The sequence below is a fragment of the Chryseobacterium sp. LJ668 genome (assembly GCF_019613955.1).
Classification (GTDB): domain Bacteria; phylum Bacteroidota; class Bacteroidia; order Flavobacteriales; family Weeksellaceae; genus Chryseobacterium.
Genome location: NZ_CP080443.1, coordinates 2,127,691 through 2,150,000, shown reverse-complemented (window position 1 = coordinate 2,150,000; position 22,310 = coordinate 2,127,691). Strand labels below are relative to the sequence as shown.

Sequence of the window (22,310 nt, the reverse complement as noted above, 5' to 3'; positions counted from 1 at the left end):
TTTGGGCTAATCCGCGTTCGCTCGCCACTACTTACGGAATCTCTTCGATTTCTTTTCCTCAGGGTACTTAGATGTTTCAGTTCTCCTGGTTTGCTCTCCTTGCGGAGTGACATGTCTTCAACATGCCGGGTTGCCCCATTCGGACATCTGCGGATCAATTCGTGTGTGCCGATCCCCGCAGCTTTTCGCAGCTTACCGCGTCCTTCTTCGCCTCTGAAAGCCTAGGCATCCGCCATACGCCCTTAACGATTTCTTTCCTAATTATTAATTAGTTCAGTATTTTTTGCTCAGTATTACTACCAAGCTATTTTTGTAAACTCAAACGCTTAATTGCGCTCGGTTTTCTCTTTGTGATATTTTTACCGTTAATGTCAATGATCTTATGTCTTTCTGAAAGTCTGATAAACGGATATTTGTTTTGGCTCTATCCATCGTACTTTTAAATCAAACTCGCAAAACTGTGGAGAATAAGGGAGTCGAACCCTTGACCTCCTGCGTGCAAGGCAGGCGCTCTAGCCAGCTGAGCTAATTCCCCCTCTAGGTAAGATTAAATGATTAAAAGATTTAATAATTAAAAAATTAACAATCGCTAATATTTTAATCTTTCAACTTTTTAATACTTTAATCCCTTCAATTAGTAGTCTCGGGCAGGCTCGAACTGCCGACCTCTACATTATCAGTGTAGCGCTCTAACCAGCTGAGCTACGAGACTCTCTCTAATTAATAATTATTAATTAATAATTGTTAATTATCTCTCTTCCCTAATACTAATTTCTAGTGGGTTTTGTATTTTTATAATATAAGCAACCGAGTAAAAACTAAAACGTTTTCTTTTAAGCAAGTATATGATACATTTAAGTATCTTTTTTTGTTTAACGTCTAAGGACGCTCTAAAATGAGATGTTCCAGCCGCACCTTCCGGTACGGCTACCTTGTTACGACTTAGCCCTAGTTACCTGTTTTACCCTAGGCAGCTCCTGTTACGGTCACCGACTTCAGGTACCCCAGACTTCCATGGCTTGACGGGCGGTGTGTACAAGGCCCGGGAACGTATTCACCGCGCCATGGCTGATGCGCGATTACTAGCGATTCCAGCTTCATAGAGTCGAGTTGCAGACTCCAATCCGAACTGAGACCGGCTTTCGAGATTTGCATCACATCGCTGTGTAGCTGCCCTCTGTACCGGCCATTGTATTACGTGTGTGGCCCAAGGCGTAAGGGCCGTGATGATTTGACGTCATCCCCACCTTCCTCTCTACTTGCGTAGGCAGTCTCACTAGAGTCCTCAACTTAATGCTAGCAACTAGTGACAGGGGTTGCGCTCGTTGCAGGACTTAACCTAACACCTCACGGCACGAGCTGACGACAACCATGCAGCACCTTGAAAATTGCCCGAAGGAAGGTCTATTTCTAAACCGATCAATTCCCATTTAAGCCTTGGTAAGGTTCCTCGCGTATCATCGAATTAAACCACATAATCCACCGCTTGTGCGGGCCCCCGTCAATTCCTTTGAGTTTCATTCTTGCGAACGTACTCCCCAGGTGGCTAACTTATCACTTTCGCTTAGTCTCTGAACCCGAAAGCCCAAAAACGAGTTAGCATCGTTTACGGCGTGGACTACCAGGGTATCTAATCCTGTTCGCTCCCCACGCTTTCGTCCATCAGCGTCAGTTAAGACATGGTAACCTGCCTTCGCAATTGGTGTTCTAAGTAATATCTATGCATTTCACCGCTACACTACTTATTCCAGCTACCTCTACCTTACTCAAGACCCGCAGTATCAATGGCAGTTTCATAGTTAAGCTATGAGATTTCACCACTGACTTACGAGTCCGCCTACGGACCCTTTAAACCCAATAAATCCGGATAACGCTTGCACCCTCCGTATTACCGCGGCTGCTGGCACGGAGTTAGCCGGTGCTTATTCATACTGTACCTTCAGCTACCCTCACGAGGGTAGGTTTATCCCAGTATAAAAGAAGTTTACAACCCATAGGGCCTTAGTCCTTCACGCGGGATGGCTGGATCAGGCTCTCACCCATTGTCCAATATTCCTCACTGCTGCCTCCCGTAGGAGTCTGGTCCGTGTCTCAGTACCAGTGTGGGGGATCACCCTCTCAGGCCCCCTAAAGATCATTGACTTGGTGAGCCGTTACCTCACCAACTATCTAATCTTGCGCGTGCCCATCTCTATCCACCGGAGTTTTCAATATCGAATGATGCCATTCAATATATTATGGGGTATTAATCTTCCTTTCGAAAGGCTATCCCCCAGATAAAGGCAGGTTGCACACGTGTTCCGCACCCGTGCGCCGCTCTCAAAGATCCGAAGATCTTCTACCGCTCGGCTTGCATGTGTTAGGCCTCCCGCTAGCGTTCATCCTGAGCCAGGATCAAACTCTCCATTGTATGTTTGTCTTACGCTCACTCAAAGTTTTGACGCTTTAGTTTTTCCTTACTTGGTTGTTATATCTATTTTTCAATGATCTCTTCTCTTCCGCTCCCCCGGCCACCCTTTTCTGTCGTTGGGCTTTGCCGTATTTGCGTGTGCAAAAGTAATAATTTATTCCGAAACAGCCAAATGTTTTTGTGAAAAATTTAAAGTTTTTTTAGTAACCCTAATCTCCCATTTACAACACCTAAACTTCCCTACTCCTGCGCTCCCTTTATCGGGACTGCAAAGATATAAACTTTTTCTTTCCTCACAAATTTTTATCAACTAAATTTTTGCAATTCCCTAAATTTATATCCAAATAGGATCTTCTTTAAACGCCCGCTTTAAGGCTCTCCTGCGCTACCAATCACTCTCGTTTTCAGTGGGGCAAAGATAGGGCAGATACCCACATGAAACAAATAATTAATAATCAAATATTTTGAATGTGGAAAAGTATTAAAGTAAAACATTGGTTTAATAGCTGTTGAATAACATCCTGAAGTTATCCACAATGTTCATATTATTTTGACAATGGGTAATGATGAAGTTTAAATGTAAGTATCATGGGGAAATACAGTACGCAAAACACATATTTTGTTCAACGAAAATATTGTTTAGAGCATTTTCTTAGTTAGAAACAGGAGCATCGAATGTATCGTTTGCAAGATTAGACCAAAAGATTATTGATATTTATAGATTATGAGAGGTGTCGCTCCTACGGAGCTCTCTGCTTTTCGGATAATAATTATACAAACATATTGCTCTCCGGAGCAAAATAGAACAATAAGATCTAAAAATGGACAATAATCATAATAATGGAAAAATAAGGTAGAGAAAAATATAGTTGTACTGAAACTCAAAAATTGAAAAAAATATTATTTGGTAAATAATGATCTACAAACTACTACCCCTAGCCCAGATTGAACGGCATGTTTGAGCTCTTTTTGCAAGAAAGGGAGTGCTAAGGAGCAAAAAAGCGAGTAGTGAAAGCTGGAATGAGCTTCTTATTCGGATGAAAGTGTTTTAGAGTTGGAGCGTTTGGTATATAGGTAAGAAATTTTGGTGGAGGATTTGAGAGTTTGAGTTGAAATTAATATGATTGAAATGACCTTCACAAAACATTGTTTATATTTAAAAAAAAATACCTCTGAAAAATTTCAGAGGTAGTATATATATGATGCAGATTAAAATTCTGCGTTCTTTGGAGTTCTTGGGAAAGGAATCACGTCGCGAATGTTGGTCATACCCGTTACAAAGACAACCAGCCTCTCTAAACCAAGTCCGAAACCTGCGTGAGGAACAGAACCGAATCTTCTGGTATCTATATACCACCAAAGTTCGTGCTCGTCTACGTGCATTTCTGCCATTTTTGTTTTCAGAACATCTAATCTTGCTTCTCTTTCTGATCCGCCGATGATCTCACCGATTCCAGGGAAAAGTACATCCATGGCAGCAACGGTTTTGTTATCGTCGTTCAGCTTCATATAGAATGCTTTGATTTCTTTTGGATAATCAAACAAAACTACAGGACATTCAAAATGCTTTTCTACCAAGAATCTTTCGTGCTCAGACTGAAGGTCGGTTCCCCAGCTTTCAACCGGATATTGGAATTTTCCTTTTTTATTTTCTTTCGAGTTCATTAAGATTTCAATCGCTTCTGTATAGCTTACGCGTTTGAAACGTTTAGCGATAACATTCTGAAGCTTTTCTATCAAACCTTCTTTTGCTCTGTCTTTTTCCGGTTTTGATTTTTGCTCTTCTTCGAAACGCTTGTCTAAGAACTCAAGATCGTCTTTACAGTTGTCTAAAACATATTGAATTACATATTTCAGGAAGTCTTCTGCCAAGTCGATGTTATCTTCAAGGTTATTGAAGGCAACTTCAGGCTCAATCATCCAGAATTCAGCTAAGTGGCGGGTTGTGTTTGAATTTTCTGCACGGAAAGTAGGTCCGAAAGTATAAATTCTCCCCAATCCCATTGCTGCAGTTTCCCCTTCAAGCTGTCCGGAAACCGTTAAGTTGGTTTTCTTACCAAAGAAATCCTGAGCAAAATCGATATCGCCCTGCTCGTCTCTTGGAATATTATTTAAATCAAAGTTGGTTACCCCAAACATTTCACCTGCTCCTTCTGCATCAGCTCCTGTTACAATCGGAGTGTTGATGTAGAAAAATTGATTTTGGTTGAAAAATGAGTGAATTGCAAAACTCACCGCATGGCGTACTCTGAAAACCGCCCCAAATAAATTGGTTCTGAATCTTAAATGCGCCTGCTCTCTCAACACTTCTAATGAGTGTTTTTTTGGCTGAAGAATGGTTTTATCTCTTTCCTCTGTAAAGTTATCGCCTAAAATGATGATTTTTTTGGCAATAATTTCTACAGCTTGTCCAGCTCCCTGACTTTCTACTACTTCACCAACAACTTTTAGAGAAGATGCTGTGCTTATTTTACTGATAATTTCTGAGTCGAAATTTTCGAAATCAACAACAACCTGCAAATTATTAATCGTAGAACCATCATTTAGCGCAATAAAGCGGTTTGCACGGAAAGTTCTTACCCAACCGTAAACTGTAATGTCATGATGTAATACTTTTTTGTAATCCTGTAGGACTTCTTTAATCGTCTGCTTTTTCATTTGTTGATTGATAAATTTTTGTATAAAAATTAATGTTTGCAAATCTACAAAAAACGGTGTAATTTTTCCATGATCACACTGTTTGATTTAAAAATGATTATTTAATTCCGAAAAATCGCTTTCATTTAATTAAAAAGTGTACTCTTTTTTCTTTGTTTTCCTTTTCTGATATTCGATGCGTGGTAACAACTTGGGACATCATACTGCCATTTTGGAAGAATTAAAATAATCAGGATCACATCAATATGAGAAACTATTCCTAAAACTATTGACAGATAAAAAGCCCAACCTGTTTGTTGAAATCCTATCAAATAAGTGAATGCAATCACTAAACTTAAACCCCACATTTTCGACAAAAAAGCATGAGTACAAGTTTCTTTTCCAAATTTCAAGATACTTATTAAATAACAAAGAGCTTCCAGCACAAAAACTAATGTGATATTTTTCCATTCGCTTTTTATTAATTCAGGATTGAGAAAATACCCCGCAAATCCTAAAGAAAGCCAGAAAACCAAATCTACCTGACTGTCGAGTCTTCTTAATTTTTCTGAAGAAACTCCGAATTTCCTAGCGATGATTCCGTCAAAAATATCTGTCAGTAATCCAATGAACATTAATGTTAAAATTAAAAACTGGTATTCTTCACCTTCTAAATATGCTAAAAAGAAAATGATCGGCGCTAAAAGAAAGCGGATTGCTATTAATATATAAGGTATGTTTTTCATGATTTATTTTTTTTAGATTTAAAATTCCAGTTGATGATGGGAAATTTTCTTTTCTCGTTCACATTCCATAATCCAAATTGAAGACCTCTTAGATTTTTAGTTTTATTAACTAATCCTATTTGAACTCCTCTCATTTTTTCCGATTCATTACACATAGAAATCTGCAATCCTTTAAAATCATTTGAATCATTGCCTAAAAAAGCCATGTTCAAACCTATTCCTTTCTCCGAACTATTAGCAAATCCTGAAATATGAAATCCATTTAAATCTCCCGAAGTATTATTAAAAAAATTCACCGAAAAACCGTTTGTCGTGCGTGAATGATGATACATTGAAATACCAAGTCCATTCAACTTTTTACCATCCATCATTCCGCCTGTCGAAAGATGCAGTCCATTTACTGTTACAGTAGATTTGTTTTCTGTTGGGACTGAGATTGCCTGCGGAATTAAAGGATAAAGCAAAGTGAGAGGATTTATCTGAAAATTGATTCCATTAATTCTTTGTTTTTGATAGTCATCTAAAATTCCAACGTTAAAACCGTTTGTGTTTCTAATTATTTTTTGAGGATTTACAGTGAGCAATGAAGATTTTATTTTCAAACTCTCTTGCCCGAAAATAATTAAACTAATACATAGTGCGATGATTGATAATTTCGTTTTCATAACATTCAATTTTAAATTATACTTCAAAGCTAAATTTGAAAACCAATTTTATGAATGCGAAAAAAAATTAAAATAAATCTTTACATTTGTGAAAATCGCAAAAACATGAATCAGGAAATTCTACTCAAGCACATAAGAAAGAAAATCGGAGACAAATCTTTGAATGATGAAATTGCAAATATTCTAAACATCAGTTACGATGCCGCACACAGAAGAACTTCGATGAAGGCAAAATTCAGTTTTGAGGAAGCGATAGAATTGGCAAAATATTATCAGATTTCGATCGATCAGTTTTTAGGAACAGAGAATCAATTGGTGGTAAAAAGAACTCGACCGGTAAAAACAAAAGAAGATTTGCTCCATTTTTTTGAAAGTTCTCTGAAAATCCTTGATGTTTTTCAAACTGCTAATCAGTCGAAAGTATATTATTCTGCGAAAGACATTCCGTTTTTCTATACCATTTCAGATACTATTCTTTCCAGATTTAAATTTTATGTCTGGATGAATCTATTAAATGAAGATCAATTTCTCTGTCCGTTCGAAGATTTTGATCTACCTTACCATTCTCCGAAAAATGAAATGCTGAAGGATCTTTATGAAAACCAAAATGTGACAGAAGTCTGGAACGACACCACCATCATGAGCATTCTGATGCAGATCTCATACTATTCCGAAATGGGACTTTTGAAATATAAAGACATCATGCTTATTTTGGAGGAAGTGAGAAGCGTACTTCAAAATATTGAATATAAAATCCAAAACAATCCTGATTTTAATTTTTACGTTAACGATCTGGTGATTTTAAGCAATAATATTTTGTTTAAAAATGAATATCAGTCTTCATTTTTTCTGCCATTTAATATGTTCGGCTACATGATGACCAACGATGAGAATATTTGTAACGATACTTTGATTTATTTCGAACATGAGATAAAAAACTCTAAATCACTTAATACTTCAGGAAACAGAGAGCGGAAAATGTATTTTAATAAAATGTATGTGCAGATCGATCATTTATTAGAAAAATTAAAATGTTAAGATCAATCATCGGCACGATTTTATATAGTTTAAGTCAAATAGTAAATTAAAAAATATGAACATTACATTAGAACAAGCTCAAAAAGCAATTGAAGCTTCTATCGCAAAATCAAAAGAAATGAATGTCAAAATGAATATCGCTGTGATGGACAGTGGTGTAAATTTGGTAGCATTTGCAAAAATGGATGATGCTTGGTTGGGCTCCATCGACATTGCTCAGAAAAAAGCAAGAACCGCAAGATATTTTAATATGAATACCGGTGAAATCGGAAAACTATCACAACCGGGTCAGCCTTTATACAATATTGAACATTCTAATAATGGGCTGATTACTTTTCCAGGTGGTGTTCTGGTTAAAGATTCTTCAGGAAATATAATTGGATCTATCGGTGTAAGCGGAAGTTCTGTGGAAGATGATCACGAAGTTGCCTCTGCAGGTGCAGCAGCTATTTCTTAAATAGATTTCGGAAAAATAAAGTAAAAATAAAGTTGGTTTTTAGAAAGCCAGCTTTTTTTGTGAGAATAATCGAAAAATTACTCGTCTTTTTTAGAAGGAACCAAGAAAACATCGATCAAACCTTCGGGAACATTCATTTTGATGAATCGTTCTTCACGGTTTACTTCAATAATCCAATCTTTGATCATAGGTACTACCACTTCTTTTCCATACAAATTAGTAACAAAATAAATCTGAGCAGTTTGATCGTTTACGGAACGTATTACGCCACAGTCTTTATTATCTTGATCCATAATTTCAAAACCTATTACCTCGTGGTAATAAAACTGATTTCCGGTAAGTTTTGGTAAAGTGGTAAGCGGAAGGTAAACATCTTTATTCAAAGACTGATCTACCAAAGCTTCGGAAGAGTTTTTAAAAGCCAGATTAAGAGCATCCAATTTGCTCCATGAAGATTTTTCAATAAAAAAAGGAACCAATAATCCGTTGATTTCAACGAATATTGATTCCAATTTATTATAAAGCTCGGGTTGGTCGGTATCCAGTTTAAGGATGACGTTTCCCGCAAGGCCATGTCTGCGTGTGATTTTTCCTAAAAAATAGCAATCTTCTTTACGCATACCGGTTTGTCTTAAGCTTCAGTGTTTTCTTCTGTAGATTCAGCAGCAGGAGCTTCTCCTTCTGCAGCAGCTTCAGTTTCAGCAACAACTTCTTCAGCAGGTGCATTTGCAGCTTCTTCAGCAGCTTTAGCATCAGCTTCTACTTGAGCAGCCGCAGCAACTCTAGCTTCGTTTACTTTAGTTTCAGCATCAAAAGCAGCTTTCTTAGCATCAGCCTGAGCTTTTGTTAAACCTTCTACTTTACCTTGTACTTTTTGTTCTTTAGATTCTACCCAAGCAGAAAATCTCTTTTCAGCTTCAGCCTCATCAAAAGCACCTTTAGCAACACCACCTTGTAAGTGTTTTTTGTAAAGTACTCCTTTGTAAGAAAGGATAGCTCTTGCAGTATCTGTTGGCTGAGCACCGTTGTTTAACCACTTTACAGCAGAGTCAACGTTCAAATCGATCGTCGCAGGGTTAGTAATTGGGTTGTAAGTACCTAGCTTTTCGATAAATCTACCGTCTCTTCTAGCTCTAGCATCTGCAACCACGATGTGGAAAAAAGGTCTCCCTTTTGATCCGTGTCTTTGTAATCTGATTTTTACTGACATAATGTATGAATTTTATGGGAACTCGTCCCGATTAAATATTTAAGTGTGCAAAGATAGTAAAAATTTTCTATCCTGAAAATTTAAGTTAGGAGCCAGATGATGGGAGTCAGAAGTTTTATATCTTCATATTTTGTTTCTATTTAAATGTTCTTTTAGAAGCCTGGAACCTGCTGTCCACTATATCTTTTTTATTTTCCTTCGCTCAGTCCCAATAAAACAAAAAAGGATGCCGTTTCCATCAGGGCTAAATCAGAGCTTCGTTACAAATTTTGATTAAAAACAACTTCATTAATCAACATTTCCCATATAGAAAAACCCCAGACATTTCTGGTTTTCTTCGATCGTTAAAGATTCTTTTAAATGGTCAACTATTTTTGGAGAACTCCAGTAACAACCTACTCCATTTGCAGTACAAGTCAGATACATATTCTGAACCGCCATAGAAACAGCAGCAATTTCTTCCCATTCAGGCACCATTCCGCTGAAATTCACAACGATGGAAACTACTGCATCAGCTTTATTGATTTTATAACCAATATCCTGATATTTTTTCTCTAAAAAAATTTGGAGAGCCTGCGTAGACTTATAAATCTCCTGCATTTCGAGGGCTAAATTTGCTTTCTCTTCGCCCTTAAAAATTTTAAAACGCCAAGGTTTCGTTCTTTTATGATTGGGAGCTAATGTTGCTGAATGAAGAATTTCTTCGATGGTTTCCTCTGAGATTTCTGTTTCTGCATAATCTTTTGGGAATATACTTCTTCTTTGCTCTATGATTTCTTTTAAAACTTCTGCTTTATTCATAGACACAAAAATACGGAAAAAGAAGGAAGTTAGAAGTGAAATTACAAAACCTCAATAATCTGCTGGTGAATATTATTCAAAGTAAATTCTTCTCCTGACGTCATCCCCATCATCTTTTTTGCCATTGGGCTTTCTGAAGAGATGGCATAGAAACGGTTACCTTCAAAAAAAAACTCGCCCAGAGAAACCGAAATATAAAAACGGGCTTTATTGGTAATGACCAAAGAGCCCAACTGCACTCTCACTGTGGCAGCAGGAAGTACTCTTGCCATGTTTGTTTTTAAATCATTTAATGCTGCGAGCTGTCTCTGCATCTGGTAAATTTCTTCCTGCATTTCTTCTCGCATGCTGTCATACTTGGGGGTTTTCTTAATATCTCGACTTGCTTCTAAAGTAAATTCTATAAAGTTCTTAAGTTTTTCTATTTTTTCTGAAATCACGGTTTTCACATAATTTCTTATGTTATTTTTCTCAAATACTGTCTTCTCCATGTATCGTAATCTTTAGATAAAGATAATATTTTTTTAAATAAAATGATACTTTTGTGTTAAGCACAAACTAAATCTATGTATGACTATAAGAAAGTAGATGACTTTATTGAAAAAGCAGAAAAGATCAGTAAAGAAAAAAATAGAGAAGAAGCTTTTGATTTAATAACATCAGATTTAGCGTCTTTAGATAAGAAGTATCTCAACGAATGTATCGGAGCTTTAAATTTCATTCAATATGAAAAAACACTCGAGTGGATTGAAGAAAACTGTGAAAAGATAACCGATATTTCTTTAAGCTGGGGACATTTGGCAGCAGTTTCTAAATTTGATTGGCAGAGAGCTGAAAAATGGTTAGACTCAAAACGCCCTTTGAGCCTAGTAGCTTTAGATGCATTAGATTTTTGCACTACAAAAGGTGCTAGATTAAATCAATCACTAATGATGCGTAAAATTAGGCCATCACTTCTTAACAATCCTGGAGAGGAAATAATCGCAGTGAAAATCAGTCAATATCAATTAATAGATAATACTCCACGCGTAAAAAAAGTTGTAGACAAAATCATACAAAGTATATTTAATTAAAAAGCCTTGCAAAACAAATTGCAAGGCTTACACTTTATTTTTCTACCAACGTCTTTAGATTGCTCAAGCCTTCTTCATAAGATTTTCCCATTTGATAATCCATCATTGGTCGCATAATTTTCATCCAGGTTTCCTGTTTTGTATCCATACTCCACGTTACTTTTGTAGAATTTCCTTCAGAAGTTAAAACAATATCAGAAATTGCCTGTCCTGCAAAAGGTCTTTTGAAAAGCATTTCTGTTTTCTGTTTGTCACCAGGAATCAGCTCTTTAATTTCCTGACAACCTGCTCCTGCATCATCATTTTTACTGTCCCAACAATACTTATCACCTACTTCCCCAGAATTTCCAGTATAAATAATTTTCATGTTTTTGTCTAATTTCATCCAAGGATTCCATTCATTAAACGCTTTCATTGTACTGATTTGTTGCCAAACCTTTTCCTTTGGAGCATTCATGACAACAGATTTTTCGTAGTGATAATTGTCTCCAAAAGCCAACATAGCAACGATTGCATACACAACCAGCAAAAGGATAAGTCCACCGATAATTTTTAAAATTGTTTTCATAATTATAGATATTTTTTTAATTAGTTTTTTGCATTAAATAAGACACCAGTTTTTTGATCAGCCCATTTTCCATTTCGAAGACATCACAGAAATCGGCATTCAGAATAGCGCCGTTTTTAAATTTACCGATTACATTTCCTTCTGCAATGACAACATCATTTTCTTCTGTCATTCTGAAAACTGTAATTTTTGGCTTTCCTGTGAAATTTTCGTTTTCTATTTCTTTATCGAATTCTTCTTTACCGTGATGAAGATAAACTCCGGGCATTTCCCAGATGACGTCTTCGGTGAGACAGCTTAGAATTTTAGCGTGATCACTTTCCTGAAAAGAATCCATATATTTCTGGATCGTTTTTTTGTTTTGAGATATCATTTTGTTTTATTTAAATCTGAAATCAAAATTACACTTTCAGCAGAAACTTTATCTTTTCTTATGACAAGAAAATTTACAATAAGCATTTTTGTCATACCGCCAATCAAGGCATTGTTTTTGAACCGTGAAATCTGATTCAGATCAATTTATTAAATTTACAACAACTAAAAATACATCAATGAATATTTTAACAGAAAATTTCAGCACACCATATCATTCAGCCCCATTTGACCAGATAAAAAATGAAGATTATCTTCCGGCTTTTAAAGAATTAATTCAGAAATCTGAAGAAGAAATTGATACCATTGTGAATAATTCTGACGAAGCTAATTTTGAAAATACAATTGAGGCTTTAGCTTTTTCGGGAGAGCAGTTGGACAGAGCTTCTAATATTTTTTTTAATTTAAATTCTGCAGAAACAAATGATGAATTGCAACAGATTGCTCAGGAAGTTTCACCAATTTTAACAGAATACTCTTCAAAAATTTCTCAAAACGAAGCTTTATTTAATAAAATTAAAAAAGTGTATGACAGGAAAGAAGATTACAACCTGAACGAGGAACAACAAATGCTTTTAAATGAAACGTATAAAGGTTTTGTAAGAAGCGGTGCCCTTTTAAATGAAGAAGACAAAGAAAAATTGAAGAAAATCAGCATGGATTTATCTTTAAAATCTCTAAAGTTTGGTCAAAACGTTTTAGCTTATACCAATGCTTATTCCAAACACATCACCAAAAAAGAAGATCTTGCCGGAATTCCTGAAGCAATTACCGAACAATATGCTGAAGAAGCCAAGGAAAGAAATATGGAAGGCTGGGTTGTTACTCTGCAATATCCAAGTTACATTCCGTTTATGACCTATGCTGAAAACCGAGAATTGAGAAAGGAACTGGCTTTGGCAAACGGCAAAAAATCTTTTGATGGCGGAGAATTTGACAATCAGAATTTAATTAAAGAACTTCTCAATCTAAAACAACAAAAAGCAAAACTTTTAGGTTATGATACTTATGCAGATTTTGTTTTAGAAGAAAGAATGGCAAAATCTCCGACGAAAGTTTTAGATTTCCTCAACGAGCTTTTAGTTAAAGCAAAACCTTACGCTGAAAAGGAAATCGAAGAACTAAAATCTTTAGCAATAGCTGATGGAATTGACGAGATACAAGGCTATGACCATGCTTTTTATGCAGAAAAACTTCGTAAAGCAAAATACGATTTGAATGATGAAGAATTGAAACCTTATTTCCCTTTAGAACAGGTTCAGGAAGCTGTGTTCGGTTTATCTAAAAAACTTTTCGGGTTGACTTTTGAGGAAAGAAATGACATTCCCAAATACCATGAAGATGTAAAAGTGTATGAAGTTTTTGAAGCAGTAAGCGGAAAGCCGGAAGATGGGAATGCTAATTCTGAAAAAGATTTCAAAGCTCTGCTTTACGTAGATTATTTCCCAAGAAAAGGCAAAAGAGCAGGAGCATGGATGACGAGTTATAAAAATCAATATAAAAAGGATGGTGAAAATTCGCGTCCTCATATCTCAATAGTCTGCAATTTCAGCAAACCTACGAAAGATACACCCAGTTTACTCACGTTTCAGGAAGTGACCACATTATTTCATGAGTTTGGCCACGCTCTTCACGGAATGTTGGCCGATACGCAATATCCTAATCTATCCGGAACTTCAGTGAAATGGGATTTTGTGGAATTACCATCTCAATTTCTGGAAAACTTCTGTTATGAACCTGAATTTTTGAAGACATTCGCTAGACATTACCAAACCGGCGAAGTTCTTCCGGATGAAAAAATTAAAAAAGTAGAACAGTCTAAAAACTTTATGGAAGGCTATCAAACCATGAGACAGCTTGGTTTTGGAATCTTAGACATGACTTATCACACAAAGGTTGATGAGTTGGAAAATATGAGTGTGAAAGAGTTTGAAGATCAATATACAAAAGCGATACAATTATATCCGTCAAATCCTGAAACCGCGATGAGCCCAAGTTTTTCGCATATTTTCCAGGGCGGTTATTCTGCAGGATATTATTCTTACAAATGGGCGGAAGTTTTGGATGCCGATGCCTTTCAGTATTTTAAGGAAAATGGAATTTTCAATCCTGAGATTGCCGCAAAATATAAAATACTACTTTCTTCAGGCGGTACAAAAGACCCGATGGAATTGTATAAAAATTTCCGAGGAAGCGAACCTAAAGTGGAGAGTTTACTAACGAGGGCATTTGGGTAAAATTATAATTATAGAAAATCCTAAGTCCAGCGGAATTTGGATTTTCTATAATTCATCTTTATATTATATATTTGAAATAAATCTTAAAACACTTGGTCTTCAACAGCAGCCGTTCTTGCTCTTGCCAAAATAGGAATTGAAAGCAAACCGGTAATCAGCATAATGACGATTTGTAAAGGCAGAGAGATAAATGAGTACGTCAAACCCATTTCACCTCCAAATTCAGCACTTTTCCCCATCGAAATAAATAAGGCCATAAAACCGTATTTCATTGCCAGATTAAACGCTCCGATGCCGCCACTTGCCGGAACGATCATTCCTAAAGTACCGACTACGATGATGAAAAATCCGTCAGCAATGGTAAAATTTGAAGTTTCAGGTAAAGCAAAACAAACGAGATAGGTGGCCATGTAATAGCAAACCCAGATTCCTATAGTATAGAGAATGAATTTTCCCTTTTTTTGCAGTTTTGAAATTGAAGCGATCCCCTCCCAAATCCCTTTTCCGAAGTTGATGAGCTGTGCCCTTTTAAATTTTATTAAATAGAAAATTGCACTTGCAATTAAAAGTAAAATAAAAACCTTAACTATCAGATAAAAAGAGTCAAAATCATTAATTCCCAGTGACATTAAAAATTCCTCAAAACCATTAGGAATTTGCTTTTCTGTACTTATTTTCTTTTTTTCAGTAACGTAATCGTAAAATGATACTATAGCATCAAATTTAAAAATAACTGTCAGTACAAGAAAACCGATCATACATACAAGATCAATCACTCGTTCTAAAATAATGGTACCAACCGACTTACTAACAGGTACTTTTTCTACACCGTACAAAGCCGTTGCCCTAGCTACTTCTCCACTTCTGGGAATCGTTAAATTCATTAAATATCCGAAAGCGATGGTCCAAAATGCATTGGACGTGGAAATTTTGTAACCCATTGGTTCTAGTAAAAGATTCCAGCGAACCGCCCTGAACCAATATGCCAGAATACCAAAAACAGATGCAAAAACAACCCAAAGATAATTGGCTTTTGCTAAAGATTTCTGAATGGTGGGAAAATCAAAACCTCGTAATGCCAACCATAGAAAAAAGCCTGCAAATGCAAGCGAGATAATGATTGTAAGAATTGATTTAAGAGGGTTATTGGTTTTATTTTCCATAAATTAGGTAAGAAGGTTGGTTTTCTCATCCGGGAAAACAATTTTCGGCTGAAAATCTCTTGCCTCTTCCGGAGTCATCTGTGCATAAGCAATCACGATAATGATGTCATCGCGCTGCACCTTTCTTGCTGCAGGGCCATTAAGACATACTTCGCCAGATTTTCTCTTACCTTTGATGATGTAAGTGTCAAAACGCTCACCATTGTTTACATTCACAATGTAAACTCTTTCTCCCACTACCAATCCTGCTGCATCGATGAGATCTTCATCTATGGTGATACTTCCTATATAGTTAAGGTCTGAGGCTGTCACACGTACCCTATGAATCTTAGATTTAAATACTTCTATTAACATAATGCAAATTTATTAATAATATTTAATAAAATGATTTTTAAATGAATTTTCGAAGTATCACAAAAACAATCAATTACTTCTTTGCAAGACAATATTATAGTGATCTTTTTAGCAACTTAATAAAGATATTGATAAAAAGATCAAAAGTTGATAGCAAATTCAGGATTTAATAAATATAATATTCTATATCAAATATTTCAGGAAGTCAATAGACATACGGAACTGGCATGATTTTAGTATCTCGAAACATGGATTTTCGGCAAAATTTAAATTATGATATTTTGATTGTTTTAGGAATAATTAAAAAATATTCACAAGTTTTTCGAAAAAATTTGCACAATTTGAAAATTGTTTTATATTTGCTACAATTACTAACTAACTTTTAATATAAAAATTATGAACAAGTCTGAATTAATCGATGCAATCGCTAAGGACGCAGGTATTACTAAGGTTGCTGCTAAAGCTGCTCTGGAATCATTTATCTCTAATGTAACAACTACTCTAAAAGCAAAAGACGGAAAAGTGTCTCTAGTAGGTTTTGGTACTTTTTCAGTATCTGAAAGAGCTGCAAGACAAGGTATCAACCCTGCAACTAAAAAACCAATTAAAATTGCTGCTAAAACGGTTGCTAAATTTAAAGCTGGAGCTGATTTGGCTACTGCAGTTTCAGGTGTTAAGAAAAAATAATCAACCTGATTGTAAAATGTAAACCTCATCTTTCGGTGAGGTTTTTTTATTTATGGGGCAAGTCGTGAAATTTTCCAATCCAGATTATTTAGCTGATAAATAATTCTGTCATGCAATCTGTTGGGCCTACCTTGCCAGAATTCTATTTCGTAAGGTTTTGCAATATAGCCACCCCAGTTTTCGGGTCTTGGGATTTCAGAGTTTTCAAACTGAGACTCCAGTTCCTTTAACTTTACTTCTAAAAACTCTCTATTTGGAATTACTTCACTTTGCGGAGAAACAACAGCTCCCAACTGACTTCCTTTCGGCCTGGAATGAAAATAACCGTCACTGAGGTTCTCAGCGATTTTTTCAAGATCAGCTTTAATGATAATCTGTCTTTCTAAACCCGGCCAAAAGAAGTGAAGACACGCCTTATGTGTTTTTTCAATTGATCTGCCTTTTCTGCTGTTATAATTGGTATAAAAAATAAAACCTTCATACGTATATTCTTTAAGCAAAACCATTCTCGTTCTCGGGCAGCCATCCTCTTCCAGAGTAGAGACCGCCATTGCATTGGCTTCAGAAACAGTCGGATTTGATGACGCATCCAAAAACCAGTCTCTGAATTGCTCTATCGGATTTTCTTTAATCTCACTTTCAATAAGTTGAGATTTTTCGTAAATTTTTCTCTTATCGTGAAGGTTTTCCATAAATAATTTTTATTAAATTTGAGTATGAATTACTCATACAAAGGTAAAATATTAATTTCCACACCTGATATTTCCGGAGACATTTTTTCAAGATCAGTGGTGCTTATCATTGAACACAATGAGAATGCTGCCTTTGGTTTGATCCTGAATAAGAAAAATTCTAAAATGAGTAACCGATTCAAAAATTTCTTTGATTTTAAAATAGAAGTGTATGATGGAGGACCTGTAGAAAATGAAAAGGTATTTTTCATTATCAAAGGTAAAAAAGTAGCTGAAACGTATACCGAAATAAATGATGAATTTTACGTTACGGAAGATATTGAAACCGTTATCAACTCAGTTCTTAGTAACGAATTGCGTATTGAAGATGTAAAAATATTTTCAGGTTATTCTGGTTGGGGAGCACTTCAATTGGATAATGAAGTAAAAAGAAAAATGTGGACGGTAGTGGACGTTTACAATCTTGATTATACTTTACCGAATGATCAAACGCTCTGGAAATCAATCATGCAGAATCTTGGTGGTGAATATCTTCTTTGGGCCAATGCTCCGGAGGATATTTCATTAAATTGAATAACAAAACTATGAGCAATTAATATTCATCGCATACTATTTTTCTGTATTTTTACGTTATCAAAAAAACACAATCAATAAGTATCAGAATAAAACCCGGTAAAGGACGTCATTGTTGTTTACCGGGTTTGTCAATTTAGTTTGAAAAACTGTTCTTCCAACCTTGTACCAATGTGAGAAAGCGTGTATTTTCAAATGTTTTATTTCTGATCTTTCCTACTGAGAAAATTCCTTTCTCGTCTGAGATCATTAAGATTTCTTCAGCCTTCTGAGATTCAAAAGCAATAATTTCATGTTCCTGAATATCTGCCAGATTATTTTTATGTAAATAAGTGACAAAATTTTCCAGCAGCGGTGAGATGTATGCACCTTCAGAATGTTTCGGAACTTTAATGATATCTCCTTCTAAAAACAGAAGATTTCCCGAAGTAGAACGGGCGATTCTCTTGTTTGGATTTAAAAGAATAACATCATCCAGATCATTTTCCTGAGCGTAAATACCGGCATAGATATTTTCTGGGCAATGAACTCTGATGTTGCTCAAAAGATTATTATTGACGTTGATTTCTTTAATTATATCTAATTCTAAAAATCGCGGATGCACATTCAAAATATCATCCGTCTCATCAACTTCAAAGAAGTAGGAGATTGTAGATTTGGATAATGTCATTCCGTCAAAATTTCTGTACACCAGAAAATTGATAATTCCGTTTTTTACATTTTTTTCACGAATTATTTTTTCATTAAAGAGATTCTGAAAAAATTCCAGGGTATATTTTAAAGGAATATTCATTCTCATTTTTCGCATAGAAGCCATCAGGAAGAAATAACATTCTTCATCCATGATCAATTGAGAATTTCTTACAAAAAATGAAACTTTCACAGCATCTCCGAAAAGAAATGCTCTGTTTTGCAGCTTGAGCTCTTCTGAAGTAAAATAAGTATTATTCAAAATATGATAGTTTATAAAAAAACAATGAACGATAAATCGTCCATCAGTTTTACCATTAAGTCAGTACCGCCCAGATTAAGCAGCACCTAATTTTATTCTAAGGTTTTCGATCAGGTTTTCCCAATACAAAGCATTTTCTTCTTCGTCGCCTTCTTCACAAAAATCTGTAATATTAAGAGCTAAATCTTCTGTAATATCATCAATAGTAATGGTCATTTCAAAGAAGTTTTTGGTACCTTCATCTTCTTCCCATCGGAAGCGGACGAAACCTTCAGGCTTATACCTGATCAAAGTCGCTTTTTCTTCAGAACCTCCACCCCAACTAAAATAGAAATCGTCACCTTTTTCTATCACATCATCTGCAAACCACTCGGATAAACCCTCAGCACTAGCCAAATATTCATACAAAATCTCTGAAAGACAATGCATTGGGAATTCGTAATGGACTTTATGTTTCGCCATATAACTTATTTTTAACGTCACGCAATATATAAATTAATTTTTTTATTACACAAAAAACTAAATAGATTTTTATGCAATATGAATGATATTTATCAGAAAAATAAATTTAAAATCTTCTGTTTGAGTTTTTGTTTTTAATTTCATGGGATGGTATAAAAAAACCTCTTTTTTGTAAGAGGTTTCTACTAAAAAAATATCTCAGTTTTCATTTAATACATTAAGAATAATCTGACAGCCTTCAGAGATTTCATCTTTTGATATCGTCAGTGGCGGTGATATTCTCAGATATTCGTTTCTGTAGAGTTGCCAGAATACAATCAAACCTTTCTCCATACATCTTTTGGCTACATCTAATGTGTAATCGGGAGTACCAAGATTGACGGCCAACATCAAACCTTTGCCGTTGATGTTTTTAATTTTGGGATGTACTAAGAGTTTTCTGAACAATTCTTCTTTTTCAGCTACTTCATTCATCAATCCGCTTTCTAAAACTTCTTTCAAAGTTGCATGAGAAGCTGCTGCAATCAAGGGATTTCCGCCAAAAGTAGTGATATGACCCAACTTTGGTGAATGCGAAAGAGTTTCCATGATTTTTCTTGAACTCATAAAAGCTCCCACGGGAACTCCGCCGCCCATTCCTTTTCCCATAATCAGAATATCAGGAACGATGCCGAAATGTTCAAATGAAAATAGCTTTCCTGTTCTTCCAAATCCTGGCTGAATTTCATCCAAAATTAAGAGAGTACCCACTTCTTCACACCTTTTCTTTAATTTAATTAAATAATCATCGTTTGGAACTAAAAATCCTGCAGCTCCCTGAATGGTTTCAAGAATTACGCATGCTGTTTTCTCTGTAATTTTACTGAAATCATTTTCGTTATTAAATTCAATGAAGGAAACCATCGGTAGTAACGGACGAAATTCTCTTTTATGGAATTCGTTTCCGGAAACGCTTAAAGCTCCGTGTGTATTTCCGTGGTAAGAATTTTTAAAGGAAACGATTTCTTCTCTTCCTGTATATCTTTTGGCCAATTTTAAACTTCCGTCTATGGCTTCTGCTCCACTGTTGACCAGATAGGTGATTTCTAAAGGTTCGGGTGTTGCCTCAGCTAACAGTCTGCATAATTCCACAGGCTTTTCCTGCGCATATTCTCCATACACCATTACGTGAAGATATTTGTCTGCCTGTTGTTTGATGGCATTGATGATCTTGGGATGAGAGTGACCTAAAGTATTTGCAGAAACTCCCGCTACGAAATCAAGGTATTTTCTGCCGTCTTTTCCGAAAATATAGCTTCCCTGCGCTTTTTCTACTTCAAAACCAGCTGCAAACTGTGTGGTTTGTGCCTGATATTTAAAAAAATCTTTTTGCATTTCTATGTATGAAATTTAGGCAAAGCTAAAAAAGATTTGGTAAAGTCTGAAATTTTTGCATAGTAAAAGACCAGCTTTACAACTGGTCTTTTAGTTTTATTTTCTAACCCTTTTCGGCTTTTTAGCTTCTTCTGCGGCTTTTTGTTTATCGATGATTTCCTGAGCCTGATTGAAGAGCGCATCTCCGGATTCGTATTTGATCTCTTCATAATTGGGAGAATCGACGAGAATATCCTGCCATTTCCTGATCCGATCTTTGGTATTCCAGTTATAGTCTGGGAACTTCTTTTTATCGGGCCCTATTTTACTCATTGGATAGGTGGAAGATACTGCACCAATGCTGCAGGAAACAATCTGCAAAGCCTGTTCTTCAAAGTATGCACCGATAATACCGCATGATGACAATGTAATTCCTACCCTTTCTTTTTCTTTGGTTTTTTCATTGACATCATCTGCATAGGTGATTGCCTGCGCATTTCCGATTACTTTTACTTCTTTGATGTTTTTACCTTCGTAATAAACGGTCATCAGCTTACCTTTCACTTGGTTAAACTCATCTTTCATGTTCAGAGAATCTGCTTTACTGATGGCAAAACCATTTCCGATCACTTTAAGGGAATCTATATTTTCAGTTTGAGTATTAAAGTAAGCTTCGATTTTATCACCGGTTACCTGTTTTTCTCCACTCCACAAGATTGGGTTGGTATACATGTGCATGATCCCGTCGGTTTCGTTGAATGCAATAGAATCTGCTCTTCCCTGTGCATCTGATTTGTAAATTCTCGCTTTTTTAAAAGCTCTCAAATAGCTTTTTTTAATCTTTAAGGAATCGAGCTTTTGATAGGATAGTATCTTTTCGGAAGCAAAATAAATTGAATCTTTTTCAAGAATTTTTACTGCGTAAGGACCTTTGGTCATCATTGCAGAATCTTTCTTTTCAAAAATTTCTCCGTATCCGCCTTTCAGATATCTTTTTTCCAGAGGATCATCTAAGGTTACATTTCCGGTCGCCGTACCGAAGCCGCTAAGCTGGTTGTAATACATTGCATCTCCTGTAAGAATTTTGTCATTATAATAAATCCTTGAGTTTTTATTCAGAAAAGATTCTTTGGTATTCAAATTATGCGTCCCTTTTTCCGTAAAAATGTGATTCTTTGGATTTTTCCTATTCGTAATATCTGTGGGACCATTGATATCAACAATATTTGTATTTTGATTCTGAACCACATTCTGACCTTCCAAAATATAATCTTTATCTTCAATTCTCACCTTGTCTGTTAGACTGATGGTTCTGGCCGCAAGGTTATATGTTGCAGATTTTGAGTAAGTCGTACTTTTACCGTCGTTGATCGTTCCGCCTGTATTGTAATAGGCAAGATTTGAAACCCTGTCATAATACATGGTTTCAGTTTTTATCACCGTTCCTTTAGGATCTGTAAGAATCACATTTTTTCTTGCAACCCCTTTTTGGGTATTACCATCGTACTCCATTTCTGAAGCTGTGATTATTGAGCCGTCTGTATTCTGAAGTTTGGTATTGCCGATTGCTTTAACGAAATTTTCCTGATCGTAAAGAACTACTTCATCTGCTGTAAGAACAGACCCCTGATGTTCAATCACAACATTTCCTTTCAAATATTGGTTGCCATCATATTTTTTAGGATCTTTTATAATCTCATCAGCATGTATGATCTTAACTTTGTTATTGGTATTTGATTTCTGCGGCTGATTTTTTACGGGATTCTGTAAAAACGGATCTCTCTGCACAGGTTTAGGTGTATCCTGAGCAAAAGTGAATGTGGAGAATAAAAGGAATAAGAAAAAGAATACTTTCATTGA

General features: G+C 35.7%; 22 protein-coding genes, 2 tRNA genes and 2 rRNA genes (1 of these 26 running past the window's edge). 6 read left to right on the top strand and 20 right to left on the bottom strand.

The features are described from left to right. The 7 genes from K0U91_RS10075 to K0U91_RS10045 form a co-directional block, all read right to left on the bottom strand. Window positions 1–256 (bottom strand): 23S ribosomal RNA (locus tag K0U91_RS10075) (it extends 2,504 nt beyond the left edge of the window). A 205-nt stretch (window positions 257–461) separates the two neighbouring features. Then, window positions 462–535 (bottom strand) — tRNA-Ala (locus tag K0U91_RS10070). A gap of 103 nt (window positions 536–638) precedes the next feature. After that, window positions 639–712, bottom strand: a tRNA-Ile gene (locus K0U91_RS10065). A 181-nt stretch (window positions 713–893) separates the two neighbouring features. After that, a 16S ribosomal RNA gene (locus K0U91_RS10060) occupies window positions 894–2,410 on the bottom strand. Together the 16S and 23S rRNA genes with 2 tRNA genes alongside form the textbook arrangement of a ribosomal RNA operon. Before the next feature lie 1,209 nt (window positions 2,411–3,619). Next, a complete protein-coding gene (gene asnS, locus K0U91_RS10055; RefSeq protein ID WP_220180473.1) occupies window positions 3,620–5,068 on the bottom strand; it encodes an asparagine--tRNA ligase in 1,449 nt (482 codons plus the stop codon). Between the two features lie 125 nt (window positions 5,069–5,193). Next, window positions 5,194–5,793 (bottom strand): CDP-alcohol phosphatidyltransferase family protein, encoded by a 600-nt coding sequence (locus tag K0U91_RS10050; RefSeq protein ID WP_220180474.1) that lies wholly within the window; start codon window positions 5,791–5,793, stop codon window positions 5,194–5,196. After that, entirely contained in the window at window positions 5,790–6,458 is a 669-nt protein-coding gene (locus K0U91_RS10045) for an LA_2272 family surface repeat-containing protein (RefSeq protein WP_220180475.1), read from the bottom strand. Before K0U91_RS10045 ends, K0U91_RS10050 begins: the two co-directional genes overlap by 4 nt. A 105-nt stretch (window positions 6,459–6,563) precedes the next feature. On the opposite strand from K0U91_RS10045, the gene K0U91_RS10040 reads away from it, so the two are divergent. Both K0U91_RS10040 and K0U91_RS10035 read left to right on the top strand, forming a co-directional pair. Then, on the top strand, window positions 6,564–7,496 hold the full coding sequence (locus tag K0U91_RS10040) for a helix-turn-helix domain-containing protein (protein ID WP_220180476.1): 933 nt from the start codon (window positions 6,564–6,566) through the stop codon (window positions 7,494–7,496). Between the two features lie 55 nt (window positions 7,497–7,551). After that, window positions 7,552–7,953 carry a GlcG/HbpS family heme-binding protein gene (locus K0U91_RS10035; RefSeq protein ID WP_220180477.1) on the top strand — a complete coding sequence of 134 codons (402 nt, stop codon included), beginning with the start codon at window positions 7,552–7,554 and terminating at the stop codon, window positions 7,951–7,953. 77 nt (window positions 7,954–8,030) lie between these two features. Here K0U91_RS10035 and rimM read toward each other — a convergent pair whose 3' ends face one another. The 4 genes from rimM to K0U91_RS10015 form a co-directional block, all read right to left on the bottom strand. Next, window positions 8,031–8,573: a ribosome maturation factor RimM gene (gene rimM / locus K0U91_RS10030; protein WP_219970563.1), complete on the bottom strand. Its 543-nt coding sequence runs from the start codon at window positions 8,571–8,573 to the stop codon at window positions 8,031–8,033. Between the two features lie 11 nt (window positions 8,574–8,584). Beyond that, entirely contained in the window at window positions 8,585–9,163 is a 579-nt protein-coding gene (locus K0U91_RS10025) for a 30S ribosomal protein S16 (protein ID WP_219970562.1), read from the bottom strand. 288 nt (window positions 9,164–9,451) lie between these two features. Continuing rightward, complete coding sequence (locus K0U91_RS10020; RefSeq protein ID WP_220180478.1) at window positions 9,452–9,964, bottom strand: nitroreductase family protein; 513 nt, start codon at window positions 9,962–9,964, stop codon at window positions 9,452–9,454. A 41-nt stretch (window positions 9,965–10,005) separates the two neighbouring features. After that, window positions 10,006–10,455, bottom strand: coding sequence for a hypothetical protein (locus tag K0U91_RS10015; RefSeq protein WP_219970560.1), 450 nt, complete (start codon window positions 10,453–10,455; stop codon window positions 10,006–10,008). A gap of 75 nt (window positions 10,456–10,530) precedes the next feature. Between K0U91_RS10015 and K0U91_RS10010 the strand changes: the two genes are divergently transcribed. Continuing rightward, the gene (locus K0U91_RS10010) at window positions 10,531–11,037 is read left to right on the top strand and encodes a hypothetical protein (RefSeq protein ID WP_219970559.1); all 507 of its coding nucleotides are present in this window, start codon (window positions 10,531–10,533) and stop codon (window positions 11,035–11,037) included. Between the two features lie 34 nt (window positions 11,038–11,071). Here K0U91_RS10010 and K0U91_RS10005 read toward each other — a convergent pair whose 3' ends face one another. Together K0U91_RS10005 and K0U91_RS10000 are read right to left on the bottom strand one after the other, a co-directional pair. Then, window positions 11,072–11,605: an SRPBCC family protein gene (locus K0U91_RS10005; protein WP_220180479.1), complete on the bottom strand. Its 534-nt coding sequence runs from the start codon at window positions 11,603–11,605 to the stop codon at window positions 11,072–11,074. A gap of 16 nt (window positions 11,606–11,621) precedes the next feature. After that, window positions 11,622–11,978 (bottom strand): nuclear transport factor 2 family protein, encoded by a 357-nt coding sequence (locus tag K0U91_RS10000; protein WP_258561912.1) that lies wholly within the window; start codon window positions 11,976–11,978, stop codon window positions 11,622–11,624. Window positions 11,979–12,156: 178 nt separating this feature from the next. Here K0U91_RS10000 and K0U91_RS09995 point away from each other — a divergent pair, with 178 nt between their 5' ends. Beyond that, on the top strand, window positions 12,157–14,214 hold the full coding sequence (locus tag K0U91_RS09995) for a M3 family metallopeptidase (RefSeq protein ID WP_220180480.1): 2,058 nt from the start codon (window positions 12,157–12,159) through the stop codon (window positions 14,212–14,214). Between the two features lie 83 nt (window positions 14,215–14,297). Here K0U91_RS09995 and K0U91_RS09990 read toward each other — a convergent pair whose 3' ends face one another. Together K0U91_RS09990 and panD are read right to left on the bottom strand one after the other, a co-directional pair. Beyond that, entirely contained in the window at window positions 14,298–15,377 is a 1,080-nt protein-coding gene (locus K0U91_RS09990) for a lysylphosphatidylglycerol synthase transmembrane domain-containing protein (protein ID WP_220180481.1), read from the bottom strand. A gap of 3 nt (window positions 15,378–15,380) precedes the next feature. Next, the gene (gene panD / locus K0U91_RS09985; RefSeq protein ID WP_219970556.1) at window positions 15,381–15,731 is read right to left on the bottom strand and encodes an aspartate 1-decarboxylase; all 351 of its coding nucleotides are present in this window, start codon (window positions 15,729–15,731) and stop codon (window positions 15,381–15,383) included. A gap of 396 nt (window positions 15,732–16,127) precedes the next feature. Here panD and K0U91_RS09980 point away from each other — a divergent pair, with 396 nt between their 5' ends. After that, complete coding sequence (locus K0U91_RS09980) at window positions 16,128–16,418, top strand: HU family DNA-binding protein (RefSeq protein WP_129536153.1); 291 nt, start codon at window positions 16,128–16,130, stop codon at window positions 16,416–16,418. Between the two features lie 50 nt (window positions 16,419–16,468). Here the strand turns inward: K0U91_RS09980 and pdxH are convergent, their stop codons facing one another. Next, complete coding sequence (gene pdxH / locus K0U91_RS09975; protein ID WP_220180482.1) at window positions 16,469–17,110, bottom strand: pyridoxamine 5'-phosphate oxidase; 642 nt, start codon at window positions 17,108–17,110, stop codon at window positions 16,469–16,471. A gap of 24 nt (window positions 17,111–17,134) precedes the next feature. Here pdxH and K0U91_RS09970 point away from each other — a divergent pair, with 24 nt between their 5' ends. Next, window positions 17,135–17,683, top strand: coding sequence for a YqgE/AlgH family protein (locus K0U91_RS09970; protein ID WP_220180483.1), 549 nt, complete (start codon window positions 17,135–17,137; stop codon window positions 17,681–17,683). Window positions 17,684–17,819: 136 nt separating this feature from the next. On the opposite strand, the gene K0U91_RS09965 is transcribed toward K0U91_RS09970, so the two are convergent. The 4 genes from K0U91_RS09965 to K0U91_RS09950 form a co-directional block, all read right to left on the bottom strand. Next, complete coding sequence (locus K0U91_RS09965; RefSeq protein WP_220180484.1) at window positions 17,820–18,635, bottom strand: aminotransferase class IV; 816 nt, start codon at window positions 18,633–18,635, stop codon at window positions 17,820–17,822. A gap of 75 nt (window positions 18,636–18,710) precedes the next feature. Then, window positions 18,711–19,097: an START-like domain-containing protein gene (locus K0U91_RS09960; protein ID WP_047444457.1), complete on the bottom strand. Its 387-nt coding sequence runs from the start codon at window positions 19,095–19,097 to the stop codon at window positions 18,711–18,713. Between the two features lie 198 nt (window positions 19,098–19,295). After that, window positions 19,296–20,471, bottom strand: a complete 1,176-nt coding sequence (locus tag K0U91_RS09955) for an aspartate aminotransferase family protein (RefSeq protein WP_220180485.1) — start codon at window positions 20,469–20,471, stop codon at window positions 19,296–19,298. 96 nt (window positions 20,472–20,567) lie between these two features. Continuing rightward, window positions 20,568–22,307: an OstA-like protein gene (locus K0U91_RS09950; protein WP_219970551.1), complete on the bottom strand. Its 1,740-nt coding sequence runs from the start codon at window positions 22,305–22,307 to the stop codon at window positions 20,568–20,570. Between the last annotated feature and the right edge of the window lie 3 nt (window positions 22,308–22,310).

Excerpts from the sequence above, each read along its gene's own strand:
- asnS (WP_220180473.1), bottom strand. The coding sequence starts at position 5,068 with ATGAAAAAGCAGACGATTAAAGAAGTCCTACAGGATTACAAAAAAGTA.
- K0U91_RS10050 (WP_220180474.1), bottom strand. The coding sequence starts at position 5,793 with ATGAAAAACATACCTTATATATTAATAGCAATCCGCTTTCTTTTAGCG.
- K0U91_RS10045 (WP_220180475.1), bottom strand. The coding sequence starts at position 6,458 with ATGAAAACGAAATTATCAATCATCGCACTATGTATTAGTTTAATTATT.
- K0U91_RS10040 (WP_220180476.1), top strand. The coding sequence starts at position 6,564 with ATGAATCAGGAAATTCTACTCAAGCACATAAGAAAGAAAATCGGAGAC.
- K0U91_RS10035 (WP_220180477.1), top strand. The coding sequence starts at position 7,552 with ATGAACATTACATTAGAACAAGCTCAAAAAGCAATTGAAGCTTCTATC.
- rimM (WP_219970563.1), bottom strand. The coding sequence starts at position 8,573 with ATGCGTAAAGAAGATTGCTATTTTTTAGGAAAAATCACACGCAGACAT.
- K0U91_RS10025 (WP_219970562.1), bottom strand. The coding sequence starts at position 9,163 with ATGTCAGTAAAAATCAGATTACAAAGACACGGATCAAAAGGGAGACCT.
- K0U91_RS10020 (WP_220180478.1), bottom strand. The coding sequence starts at position 9,964 with ATGAATAAAGCAGAAGTTTTAAAAGAAATCATAGAGCAAAGAAGAAGT.
- K0U91_RS10015 (WP_219970560.1), bottom strand. The coding sequence starts at position 10,455 with ATGGAGAAGACAGTATTTGAGAAAAATAACATAAGAAATTATGTGAAA.
- K0U91_RS10010 (WP_219970559.1), top strand. The coding sequence starts at position 10,531 with ATGTATGACTATAAGAAAGTAGATGACTTTATTGAAAAAGCAGAAAAG.
- K0U91_RS10005 (WP_220180479.1), bottom strand. The coding sequence starts at position 11,605 with ATGAAAACAATTTTAAAAATTATCGGTGGACTTATCCTTTTGCTGGTT.
- K0U91_RS10000 (WP_258561912.1), bottom strand. The coding sequence starts at position 11,978 with ATGATATCTCAAAACAAAAAAACGATCCAGAAATATATGGATTCTTTT.
- K0U91_RS09995 (WP_220180480.1), top strand. The coding sequence starts at position 12,157 with ATGAATATTTTAACAGAAAATTTCAGCACACCATATCATTCAGCCCCA.
- K0U91_RS09990 (WP_220180481.1), bottom strand. The coding sequence starts at position 15,377 with ATGGAAAATAAAACCAATAACCCTCTTAAATCAATTCTTACAATCATT.
- panD (WP_219970556.1), bottom strand. The coding sequence starts at position 15,731 with ATGTTAATAGAAGTATTTAAATCTAAGATTCATAGGGTACGTGTGACA.
- K0U91_RS09980 (WP_129536153.1), top strand. The coding sequence starts at position 16,128 with ATGAACAAGTCTGAATTAATCGATGCAATCGCTAAGGACGCAGGTATT.
- pdxH (WP_220180482.1), bottom strand. The coding sequence starts at position 17,110 with ATGGAAAACCTTCACGATAAGAGAAAAATTTACGAAAAATCTCAACTT.
- K0U91_RS09970 (WP_220180483.1), top strand. The coding sequence starts at position 17,135 with ATGAATTACTCATACAAAGGTAAAATATTAATTTCCACACCTGATATT.
- K0U91_RS09960 (WP_047444457.1), bottom strand. The coding sequence starts at position 19,097 with ATGGCGAAACATAAAGTCCATTACGAATTCCCAATGCATTGTCTTTCA.
- K0U91_RS09955 (WP_220180485.1), bottom strand. The coding sequence starts at position 20,471 with ATGCAAAAAGATTTTTTTAAATATCAGGCACAAACCACACAGTTTGCA.
- K0U91_RS09950 (WP_219970551.1), bottom strand. The coding sequence starts at position 22,307 with ATGAAAGTATTCTTTTTCTTATTCCTTTTATTCTCCACATTCACTTTT.